Origin of the sequence: Streptomyces sp. NPDC005266 (assembly GCF_040607655.1) — a bacterium.
GTDB lineage: Bacteria > Actinomycetota > Actinomycetes > Streptomycetales > Streptomycetaceae > Streptomyces.
The window spans coordinates 553,865-564,661 of sequence record NZ_JBEXHC010000003.1 but is presented as its reverse complement, the minus strand read 5'-3'; the positions used below and the strand labels follow the sequence as shown (position 1 = coordinate 564,661).

The window sequence follows — 10,797 nt, the reverse complement described above, 5'->3', positions numbered from 1 at the left end:
CCGAGTAGGCCCACTACGAGGCCGATCCGGCGCCTTGCAGCTGACCGCACCAGGACGCCTCGCTACCGGGCAAACCTTGGCTGACGCGGCACTAGTCGGCATGGTGGCCGTGACGGCCTGTCAACCTCTGGGGAGCGGCGATGAGCGTGTCGGAGCGCTACCGACAAGCGTGGGAGAGCTACTGGCGGAACACCTCGGACACCCCCGGGGAGGCCATCTGGGACGCGGATCCCTCGCTGACCGCCGCCCCGGATGTGGAGCTGCTGGCCCCCCATGTGGACCCCTCCCTGCCGATCGTCGATCTGGGCTGTGGCAACGGCACCCAGACCCGCTATCTGGCGTCCCGCTTCGACCGGGCGCTGGGCGTCGATCTGTCCAGCGCGGCGGTGGAGCACGCACGGCGCGCCGACACCGAGGGCGTGGCGGAGTTCCAGCAGCTGAGTCTGACCGACGCGGCGGCGGTGCGGGAGCTGCACGAGCGGCTGGGCGACGTCAATGTCTATATGCGGGCCGTCATCCATCAAAGTGACGCCTGCGACCGGCGGGCGGTCGCGGAAGCGGTGACGGAGCTGGTGGGGCAGCGCGGCCGGGCCTTCGTGGTGGAGCTGACGGAGGAGACCAGGAAGGTGCTGGGCGAGCTGGCTGCCCAGGGACCGGACGGTCCGCCGCCGAAGCTGCGCCGGGTCTTCGACCACGGGCTGCGGCCCGCCGACGCCGCGGACACGGAGATGCCCGAGGTGCTGGCGGCCGCGGGGCTGGAGGTCCTGGAGGAGGGGCCCACGGCGCTGGCCCAGACCGAGCGCTGGGCGGACGGCTCACGGGTCGAGCTGCCGGCCCGGTGGTTCGTGGTGCGCCGGGTCCAGGGGCCTTAAGCGGATGCGGTGAAGTTCGCCGCTGATCCCTCGCCGTTCGGCCTGGCCGAGGGCTTGGACGCCGAGAAGGATCAGCACTTGACTTCGCCGTAACCGCTTAGGGGCCTAGAACTGAGGGGGCGGTCGGCGGTCGCGCTCCTTTTCCTCGTCCACCGGGGGCTCGGGGACCTCGCGCAGGCGCTCTGACTGCCCCGGTCTGCCGCCCCGGCGTGCCTGTTCTCCGCGCTGCCCGGGGCTGTACCCGAGATCCGAGTCGGGGTCCACGCGCACGGACCGGGCCACCTCCTCGCGGTTCGCGTATTCCTCCGGGGGAATGCCGCGCAGCGCCTTGACGACCTCCTCGGAGGCTCCCGCTTTCTTGGCCGCGTTCATCAGTTCGTCCTTGCCTGCCGGGAAATCGACATCCCGCAGGGCATCGAGCACTTCTTGCACCGTCGTGTGGGCCATGGGACCTCCCCTTGCTGGGACCGCCCCCGAGTGCCCGACGGCCTGCCGGGCAAAACAGGGGCGGGATGTGGACTGGACCAGTTATCCACAGGGCTGGTTCGTCCCCATCCCAGCGCGTAACGTGACGAGGCATGAAGATCCTCATCAGCGCCGACATGGAGGGCGCCACCGGCGTGACCTGGCCCGCTGATGTGCTGCCCGGCACACCTCAGTGGGAGCGCTGCCGCCGCCTCTTCACCTTTGATGTGAACGCGGCTGTGGCGGGGTTCCTCGACGGCGGCGCCGACGAGGTGCTCATCAACGAGGCGCACTGGACCATGCGCAATCTGCTCCTGGAGGAGCTGGACGAGCGGGCCCAGATGCTCACCGGACGGCACAAGAGCCTGAGCATGGTCGAGGGCGTCCAGCACGGCGACGTGGACGGGGTGGCGTTCCTCGGCTACCACACGGGCGCCGGCACCGAGGGCGTCCTCGCGCACACCTATCTGGCCAACTCCATCACCGGGGTGTGGGTGGACGGGGTGCCCGCGAGCGAGGGCCGGCTCAACGCACTGGTCGTCGCCGAGTACGGGGTGCCGGTGGTGCTGGTGACCGGCGACGACCGGACCTGCGTGGACGCCAAGGGCTATGCGCCACGGGCCCGCTCGGTCGCCGTCAAGGACTATGTGTCGCGCTACGCGGCGGTGTGCCGCACCCCCGCCCGCACGGCCGCCGACATCCGGGAGGCGGCGCGGGAGGCGGCGGCGCTGGCGGTGCGGCACGAGCCCGCGAGTGGCGGGCCGTTCACGGTGGAGCTGGAGTTCGACGCCGAGCATCTGGCGGGGGCGGCGAGCGTCGTGCCGGGCGTGGTGCCCAGCGGCATGCGGCGCGTCGCGTACACCTCTCCGACCATGTACGAGGGAATCCGCTGCTTCAAGGCGGTCACGACGATCGTCTCGGCCGCGGTGGAGGAGCAGTATGGCTGACACGGCCCATCCGGAAGCGATCGACGCACAGGCGCTGGAGGAGGTGGTGCGCTTCACCTCCGAGCTGATCGCCATCGACACGACCAACCGCGGCGGCGGTGACTGCTCGGAGCGCCCGGCCGCCGAGTATGTGGCGGAGATGCTCAGCGATGTGGACATCGACCCCACCCTGCTGGAGCGGTCACCGGGGCGGACCAATGTGGTCGGCCGGATCGAGGGCACCGATCCGTCCGCGCCCGCACTGCTCGTCCACGGCCATCTCGACGTGGTCCCCGCCGAGCCCGCCGACTGGAGCGTGCACCCCTTCTCCGGGGAAGTGCGCGACGGCGTGGTCTGGGGCCGCGGCGCGATCGACATGAAGAACATGGACGCGATGGTGCTCGCGACCGTGCGGGCCTGGGCCCGGGCGGGGGTGCGGCCGCGCCGTGACATCGTGCTGGCCTTCACCGCCGACGAGGAGGACAGCGCCGAGGCGGGCTCCGGCTTCCTCGCCGGGGAGCACGCCGGGCTCTTCGAGGGCTGCACCGAGGGCATCGGCGAATCGGGTGCCTTCACCTTCCACGCCGGGCCCGGGATGCGGCTCTACCCCATCGCGGCGGGGGAGCGCGGCACGGCCTGGCTCAGGCTCACCGCCCGGGGCCGGGCCGGACACGGCTCGAAGGTCAACCGGGACAACGCGGTCACCCGGCTGGCCGCCGCCATTGCCAGGATCGGCGAGCACCGCTGGCCGATGCGGCTGACACCGACGGTGAAGGCGGCGCTGACCGAGCTCGCCGCGCTCCAGGGCATCCCGGCCGACCCGGACGCGGCGGACTTCGACCTCGACGGGCTGCTGGCCAAGCTGGGGCCCGCCGCGGCCCTCGTGGAGGCGACCGTGCGCAACAGTGCCAACCCCACGGTCCTGGAGGCCGGTTACAAGGTCAATGTGATCCCGGGGAGCGCCACCGCCTATGTGGACGGCAGGATGCTGCCCGGCGGCGAGGAGGAGTTCGGCACCACCCTCGACCGGCTCACCGGACCGGAGGTGGACTGGGAGTTCCACCACCGCGAGGTCGCGCTGGAGGCCCCCGTCGGGCCGGGGACCCCGACCTACATGGCGATGCGCGCCGCCGTCGAGCACTTCGACCCGGGCGGGCATGTGGTGCCGTTCTGCATGTCCGGCGGCACGGACGCCAAGCAGTTCTCCCGCCTCGGCATCCTCGGATACGGCTTCTCGCCGCTGCGGCTCCCGGAGGGCTTCGACTATCAGGCGCTCTTTCACGGTGTGGACGAGCGGGTGCCGGTCGACGCCCTGCACTTCGGCGTCCGGGTGCTCGACCACTTCCTGCGGAGGGCGTGAGGGATGGTGCGGCAGATGGGGCGGACGACCGCCACGGTCCCCTATGGAGCCTGGGCCTCACCGGTCAACGCCGCGCTCGCGGCGTCGCACGACGGCCACCCGGAGTATGTGGGCACGGTCGGCGACGAGGTGTGGTGGACCGCGCCGCGCCCCGCCGAGGGCGGCCGACGCACCCTGATGCGGCGGCGGGCCGACGGCTCGGAGCTCTCGGTGCTGCCCCCGCCGTGGAATGTGCGCAGCAAGGTCATGGGATACGGGGGCACGCCGTGGGCCGCGGTGGACCGCCCGGCCGGTGGTCCGCTGGTGGTGTTCACCCACTTCGCCGATCAGCGGCTGTACGCATATGAGCCGGACGCCCCGGCGGCGGGGCCGCCGCGCCCGCTGACGCCGGTGTCCGCGGTGGGCGAGGGGCTGCGCTGGGCGGATCTGGAGCTCCACCCGGACCGCGGTGAAGTGTGGTGTGTGCTGGAGGAGTTCACGGGGGAGGGGCCCACGGAAGTGCGGCGGGTGATCGCCGCCGTGCCGCTGGACGGCTCGGCCGCCGGGGACCGCACGGCGGTGCGGGAGCTGACCGACGACCGCCACCGCTTCGTCACCGGCCCCCGGCTCTCCCCCGACGGGCGGCGGGCCGCCTGGATCGCCTGGGACCACCCCCGGATGCCCTGGGACGGCACGGTGGTGATGCTGGCCGAGGTGGCGCAGGACGGGCCGTTCACCGGGGCCCGTGCGGTGCTGGGCGGTGCGGAGGAGTCGGTCGCCCAGGTGGAGTGGGCCGCCGACGGTTCGCTGCTCGCGGCCACCGACCGCAGCGGCTGGTGGAATCTCCACCGGCTCGGGCGCCCGGAGGAGGCGGGGGGCCTGGCGGGGCAGCCGGTGCCGCTGTGTCCGCGGCAGGAGGAGTTCGCTGGGCCGCTGTGGAAGCTCGGCCACCGCTGGTTCGCCCCGATGGCCGGCGGTCTGATCGCGGTGCTGCACGGCCGGGGCGCCGCCAGGCTCGGGATCCTCGACCCGGAGAGCGGCGAGCAGGCCGACGTTCCGGGGCCGTGGACCGAATGGGAGCCGACGCTCGCCGTGAGCGACACCCGTGTCATCGGCGTCGCCGCCAGCCCCCGCAGCGGGCATGAGGTGGTCGAGCTGGACGTGTGCACCGGCCACGCCCGAGTCATCGGCAGCGCACACACCGATCCGGTCGACCCGGCGTACTACCCGCGCCCGCGGACCCGTGTCTTCACCGGGCCGGACGGCCGGGAGATCCACGCCCATGTCCATCCGCCGCACAACCCGGACCACACCGCGCCGGACGGCGAGCTTCCGCCCTTTGTGATCTGGGCGCACGGCGGCCCCACCGGCCGTGCCCCGCTCGTGCTCGACCTGGAGATCGCCTATTTCACCTCGCGGGGCATCGGCGTCGCCGAGGTCAACTACGGCGGCTCCACGGGCTACGGCCGCGCCTACCGGAACCGGCTGCGTGAGCGCTGGGGCGTCGTCGACGTCGAGGACTGCGCCGCCGTCGCCGAGGCGCTCGCCGCCGAGGGCACGGCCGACCGCGCCCGGCTGGCGATCCGCGGCGGCAGCGCGGGCGGCTGGACCGCGGCCGTCTCCCTGACCACCACCGGGCTCTACGCCTGCGGCACCGCCCTCTACCCGATCCTCGACCCCGTCTCGTGGGCCACGGGCGGCACCCATGACTTCGAGTCCCGCTACATGGAGTCGCTGGTCGGCCCGCTCGCCGAGGTGCCGGACCGCTACCGCGAGCGCTCGCCGCTGCATCGGGCCGACCGCGTCCGCGTGCCGTTTCTGCTGCTCCAGGGGCTGGAGGACACGATCTGCCCGCCCGAGCAGTGCGAGCGGTTCCTGGCGGCGATCTCCGGGCGCGGCGTCCCCCATGCCTATCTCGCCTTCGAGGGCGAGGGCCATGGCTTCCGCCGCGCGGACACCATGATCCGCGCGTTGGAGGCCGAGCTGTCCCTGTACGCCCGGACCTTCGGCCTGAGCAGGGACGACATCCCCGCCCTGGAGCTGGTGACCTGAGCCCTCGGCGCCGGCCAGCTGGCGGCAAGGATGGGCCGGGGCCCGCTCCCCGTGGCGGCAGGACCCGGTAGCGTGATCAGCGCGGCGACGGACCGACGACGGACCGTCCTCACCGACCCCCCTGGAGGAGCGAGTTGACACCCTTACGCGCCCCGCGCATCGTCGGCCGTGAACCGCTGCCCCCTGCCTTGGCCGGTGCCTGGCCGCAGGGCGGCGAGCCCGAGATCTGGCTGCTCAGCGTCTCCGCGTTCATCTCCGCCATGGACCCGGGCGCACCCGGCAAGATCCTTGACACCGAGGAGCAGGAGCGGGCCGCCAGGTTCCTGCGGGCGGAGGACCGGGAGCGGTACACGGCGGCTCATATCGGGCTGCGGCAGCTGCTCGCGGGGTATCTGGACCTGGATCCCGCCGGTGTCCCGTTCACCCGGGAGGCATGCCCCGGCTGCGGCGGTCCGCACGGCCGTCCCGCGGTGCCCGGCACCCCGCTGCACTTCAATCTGTCCCACGCCGGTGACCTGGTGCTCTTCGCTTTCGCGGGCACCCCGGTGGGCGCCGATGTGGAGAGGCTGCAGCCCACCTCCGTGGTCGCCCAGGTCGCCGAGAGCCTGCATCCTGAGGAGCGCGCCGAGCTCCACGCCCTGCCCGAGGCCGACCGGCCCGCCGCCTTCGCCCGCTGCTGGACACGGAAGGAGGCGTATCTGAAGGGCATCGGCACGGGGCTCTCCCAGGACCCGGCGATCGCCTACGTCGGCACCGGCACCGAGCCGGTACCGGTCGGCGCCTGGACGATGGCCGACATACCCGTGCGGGAGGCGATCCCCGGCGGTCATGACTATGCGGCGGCCCTGGCTCTGCTGTCATCATTGACCAATGCCTGACTTTCCGTATGTGGCCGAGGGAGCCCGCGTGGCCATCCGGCGGACCCGGCGCGAGGACGGTGAGGAGTTCACCCGGCGCGCGCGGGAGAACGTCGACTTCCACCGCCCCTGGATGACCCTGCCGACGACCCAGCAGGCGTTCGAGGGCTTCATCGCCAAGCTGGAGCGGGAGGACCACGAGGGTTTCCTGGTCTGTGTGCGGGAGACCGGCGCCCTCGCCGGGTTCATCAACATCAACAGCATTGTGCGCGGCGCCTTCCAGTGCGGATCGATCGGCTACGGGGCCTTTCCGCCCGCCGCCGGGCACGGCTACATGTCCGAGGGGCTCGGGCTTGTCCTCGGCTACGCCTTCGGACCGCTCGCGCTGCACCGCATCGAGGTCAACATCCAGCCCGGCAACGAGGCGTCGCTGGGCCTCGTCAAGCGGCACGGCTTCCGGCTGGAGGGCTTTTCCCCCGACTTCCTCTATATCGAGGGGGCGTGGCGCGACCATGAGCGCTGGGCCATCACCAGCGATATGTTCGCCCCCCGGGACGCCCAAGCCTGACCCCGGCTCACGATCGGGCCGAAGCCGCTCTGTTCAGCGGGGCCGTGACGTTGTTCCATGGTCACCGGACGGTCGCCGCAGCCGAGGTGACCCAAGGCAGTCGGAGCGAGGCAGCCAGTGGCCACGAGTGTGCGACGTACCACCCTGACCCTTCCCACCGCCCCGCTCGGGCCCGGGAACCCCCTGCCCGCGCTGTGCCCGCGGGCCGAGACGCACCGCGTCGACGAGGCCACCCGGGCCACCCTGCCCACCGGCATGGCCCGCCGCATGGCCTATGGGCCACTGCGCTCGGTGCTGCCGACGCGGCTGCTCGACGGCTACGGCCGTGACCGCACCCCCGCCGCGCTCGACGCGATCGTCATCGAGAACGACCAGGTGCGGGCCACCGTGCTGCCCGGGCTCGGCGGCCGGGTGCACTCGCTCCGCCACAAGCCCACCGGCCGTGAGCTGCTCTACCGCAACCCGGTGCTCCAGCCGGCCGACTTCGCGCTCAACGGCGCCTGGTTCTCCGGCGGCATCGAGTGGAACATCGGCGCCACCGGCCACACCACCCTGTCCTGCGCACCGCTGCACGCCGCCCGCGTCCCCGCCCCGGACGAGGCCGACGGGGGCGCGATGGTGCGGCTGTGGGAGTGGGAGCGGCTGCGCGATCTGCCCTTCCAGGTCGATCTGTGGCTGCCCGCCGACTCCGCCTTCCTCCACGTGGGCGTGCGGATCCGCAATCCGCACCACCACCCCGCCCCCGTCTACTGGTGGTCCAACACCGCCGTCCCCGAGGACGAGGGCACCCGGGTGCTCGCCCCCGCCGACGAGGCCTGGCACTTCGGCTACCGCCGCACCCTGCGCCGGGTCCCGGTCCCGGAGTGGGACGGTGCCGACCGTACGTACCCGCTGCGCTCCACCCACCCCGCCGACTACTTCTACGAGGTGCCCGACGGCGCCCGCCGCTGGATCGCCTCGCTCGACGCGGAGGGCAGCGGTCTCGTCCAGACCTCGACCGATCTGCTGTGCGGCCGCAAGCTCTTCCTGTGGGGGGCGGGCCCCGGCGGCCGTCGCTGGCAGCAGTGGCTGACCGAGCCCGGCACCGGCGGGTACGCCGAGATCCAGGCCGGGCTCGCCCGCACCCAGCTGGAGCACGTTCCGCTAGAGGCGGGGGAGGAGTTCGCCTGGCTGGAGGCGTACGGGCCGCTGTCCGCCGACCCGGCCGCCGTCCACGGCACCGACTGGGCGGCGGCCCGGCACGAGGCGGAGTCCCGGCTGGAGGCGGCGCTGCCGCGCGCCGTCGTCGACGCCGCGTACGCCGCCTGGCGCCCGTGCGCCGACGCCGAACCGGGCGAGAGCCTTGCGACCGGCTCCGGGTGGGGTGCGCTGGAGGTGGAGCGCGGCGGCTATGAGCTGCCCGGCACGCCGTTCGACCCGGCCACGCTGGGGGAGGAGCAGGAGCCCTGGCGCCGACTGCTGCGCACCGGCGCACTGCCCGGCTGGGAGCCGGGCGACTCCCAGGCCGACCCCGGGGTATCGCTGGTGGCCCCCGCCTGGCGCGATCTGCTCGAATCCGCCCCCTCCACGGCCGCCGCCGAGTACCACCTGGGCGTCGCCCAGTGGCACGCGGGCGACCGGGCCCAGGCCGAGCGCAGCTGGGAGCGGTCGCTGCGGTGCGCCGAGACGCCCTGGGCGCTGCGCTGCCTGGCCGTGGCCGACACGGAGTCCGGCCATCCGGCGCGCGCGGCGGAGCGGCTGCTGCGCGCGGTACGGCAGATGCCGGCCATGGGCTCCGAGCCCGCCCCGGTCCCGGTCCTGGCAGCGGCCGGTGCGGGCGGGTCGGCCGGTGCGGCCGGTGCGGGCGGGTCGGCCGGGTCGGCCGGGGCGCCTGGAACCTCCGGAGCGTCCGGAGCGTCGGTGGCCGTCTCGCTCGCCGCGCCGCCCGTCGCCGCGGATCCCTGCGCGATGGAGGCGGCCGAGGCAGCGCTCGGCCGCGAGGCGATTGTCGCGCTGCTCGCGGCGGACCGCGCCGATGACGCGCGGACGGTGCTCGACGCGCTGCGCCCGGGGATCCGTGAGCGGGGTCGCTTCCGGCTGCTGCGCGCGCAGGTGCTGCTGGCCCAGGGCGACGCCCCGGCCGCCCGCGCCGTCTTCGACGACGGCTTCGAGGTCTGTGATCTGCGCGAGGGCGACGAGACGCTGAGCGACACCTGGTACGCGATCGCGGAGCGGCTGGCCGCGGGGCCCGGGGAGCCGGTGACGGGGGAGGTACGGGCGCGGGCGAGGGCCGAGCATCCGCTGCCGCAGCGCTATGAGTTCCGGATGCGGCCCGCGTAAGGGCAACCGCTCACCGTGGCGGTCCGGCCCGATGGCCACGCCGGGATCGAGCCGGATCCGCCGCCGCGCCGGGCGGGCGGGTTTCTCACGGGCGCGTCACGCCGTGGGGTTCCGGTCGACGTACTCGAAGATCGAGCCGTCGGGGTGGCGCGCCACCAGCATCCGGCCGGCGGGGGCAGGCACCGGACCGGCGAGGATCTGCCCGCCGACCGCCGTCAGATCGGCGATCGCCTCGTCCACGTCCTTCACCGCGATCGTCGCTGTGATCTTGCGGAGGATCGACAGCTCCGACTCCGGGCCGCTCATCAGAAAGAAGCAGCCGACCGCCGCGACCGAGACGCCGCCCTGCTGAAAGCGGGCCGCTTCGGCACCGGTCAGTCGTTCGTAGACGGCGATCGCCGAGTCCAGATCCTCGACGCACACCCGCAGTGAAGTCCCCAGAATGTCCATGCTGGCGAGCCTAGTTGAACGGCTCAGACGCGGCAGAGGATCTCACCGTGCAGGACGGCGAACCAACCGTCCTCCCGCCGGCCCCACTCCCGCCACGCGTCCGCGATGGACCGCAGCTGGTCCTCCGTGGCATGGCCGCCGTCCACCGCCAGGCGGGCGTATGACGAGGCGACCGTGCGGTCCGCCCACAGCCCGCTCCACCACGCCCGCTCCTCGGGGGTGGCGTAGCACCATGCCGTGGCGCTGGAGGTGATGTCGGTGAACCCCGCCTCCTGGGCCCAGGAGCGCAGCCGGCGTCCGGCGTCCGGTTCACCGCCGTTGGCCCGCGCGACCCGGCGGTACAGATCCAGCCAGCCGTCCAGACCCTCGACGGACGGATACCAGGTCATGGTGGCGTAGTCGGAGTCGCGCACTGCCACGGTGCCGCCCGGTGCGCACACCCGGCGCATCTCGCGCAGCGCCCCGACCGGGTCGCCCACGTGCTGCAGTACCTGATGGGCGTGGACCACGCAGAAGGAGTCGTCCGGGAAGTCCAGATCGTGGACGTCGGCGACCGCGAATCGAACATTGGTCAGCCCGCGCGCCTCCGTGAACGATCGGGCCCGCTCCAGGACGGCGCCCTCCCTGTCCACGCCCGTGACCTGCCCCTGGGGGACCAGCTCGGCCAGGTCCGCGGTGATGGTGCCGGGGCCGCAGCCGATGTCGAGGATCCGCATATGGGGCTTGAGGTGCCCGGTCAGGTAGGCCGCGGAGTTCTCCGCCGTGCGCCAGGTGTGTGAGCGCAGCACCGACTCATGGTGCCCATGGGTGTAGACGGCGGTGTCCTTCGGCATGGCGGAGCTCCCCTTCGAGCCGACCGGTGATCGCGTGCGATCGAGTGGCTCCACCGTACGCGGGCATCTCGCATCGCGAGAGAGGCGTCTCGATATACGAACAAGGGGGCGGTGGG

At 73.2% G+C, this 10,797-nt stretch carries 10 protein-coding genes; 7 read left to right on the top strand and 3 right to left on the bottom strand.

The genetic code is table 11. From position 1 onward, the window contains the following. Positions 1-140: 140 nt before the first annotated feature. Positions 141-872, top strand: a complete 732-nt coding sequence (locus ABZU99_RS09000; protein ID WP_355944706.1) for a class I SAM-dependent methyltransferase — start codon at positions 141-143, stop codon at positions 870-872. A 105-nt stretch (positions 873-977) separates the two neighbouring features. On the opposite strand, the gene ABZU99_RS08995 is transcribed toward ABZU99_RS09000, so the two are convergent. After that, the gene (locus ABZU99_RS08995; protein WP_355944704.1) at positions 978-1,319 is read right to left on the bottom strand and encodes a DUF2795 domain-containing protein; all 342 of its coding nucleotides are present in this window, start codon (positions 1,317-1,319) and stop codon (positions 978-980) included. Positions 1,320-1,450: 131 nt separating this feature from the next. Between ABZU99_RS08995 and ABZU99_RS08990 the strand changes: the two genes are divergently transcribed. The 6 genes from ABZU99_RS08990 (at position 1,451) to ABZU99_RS08965 (ending at position 9,398) form a co-directional block, all read left to right on the top strand. After that, positions 1,451-2,284 carry a M55 family metallopeptidase gene (locus tag ABZU99_RS08990; protein ID WP_355944702.1) on the top strand — a complete coding sequence of 278 codons (834 nt, stop codon included), beginning with the start codon at positions 1,451-1,453 and terminating at the stop codon, positions 2,282-2,284. Next, the gene (locus tag ABZU99_RS08985) at positions 2,277-3,623 is read left to right on the top strand and encodes a M20/M25/M40 family metallo-hydrolase (RefSeq protein WP_355944701.1); all 1,347 of its coding nucleotides are present in this window, start codon (positions 2,277-2,279) and stop codon (positions 3,621-3,623) included. Before ABZU99_RS08990 ends, ABZU99_RS08985 begins: the two co-directional genes overlap by 8 nt. A 15-nt stretch (positions 3,624-3,638) precedes the next feature. Next, positions 3,639-5,654 (top strand): prolyl oligopeptidase family serine peptidase, encoded by a 2,016-nt coding sequence (locus tag ABZU99_RS08980; RefSeq protein WP_355944699.1) that lies wholly within the window; start codon positions 3,639-3,641, stop codon positions 5,652-5,654. A gap of 134 nt (positions 5,655-5,788) precedes the next feature. Further along, positions 5,789-6,532 (top strand): 4'-phosphopantetheinyl transferase superfamily protein, encoded by a 744-nt coding sequence (locus ABZU99_RS08975; protein ID WP_355944697.1) that lies wholly within the window; start codon positions 5,789-5,791, stop codon positions 6,530-6,532. Next, positions 6,525-7,079, top strand: coding sequence for a GNAT family protein (locus ABZU99_RS08970; protein WP_355944696.1), 555 nt, complete (start codon positions 6,525-6,527; stop codon positions 7,077-7,079). Before ABZU99_RS08975 ends, ABZU99_RS08970 begins: the two co-directional genes overlap by 8 nt. Before the next feature lie 117 nt (positions 7,080-7,196). Beyond that, positions 7,197-9,398 (top strand): DUF5107 domain-containing protein, encoded by a 2,202-nt coding sequence (locus ABZU99_RS08965; protein ID WP_355944694.1) that lies wholly within the window; start codon positions 7,197-7,199, stop codon positions 9,396-9,398. Between the two features lie 96 nt (positions 9,399-9,494). Here the strand turns inward: ABZU99_RS08965 and ABZU99_RS08960 are convergent, their stop codons facing one another. Continuing rightward, the gene (locus ABZU99_RS08960; protein WP_355944692.1) at positions 9,495-9,848 is read right to left on the bottom strand and encodes a VOC family protein; all 354 of its coding nucleotides are present in this window, start codon (positions 9,846-9,848) and stop codon (positions 9,495-9,497) included. A 23-nt stretch (positions 9,849-9,871) separates the two neighbouring features. Next, complete coding sequence (locus ABZU99_RS08955) at positions 9,872-10,681, bottom strand: methyltransferase domain-containing protein (RefSeq protein WP_355944690.1); 810 nt, start codon at positions 10,679-10,681, stop codon at positions 9,872-9,874. Between the last annotated feature and the right edge of the window lie 116 nt (positions 10,682-10,797).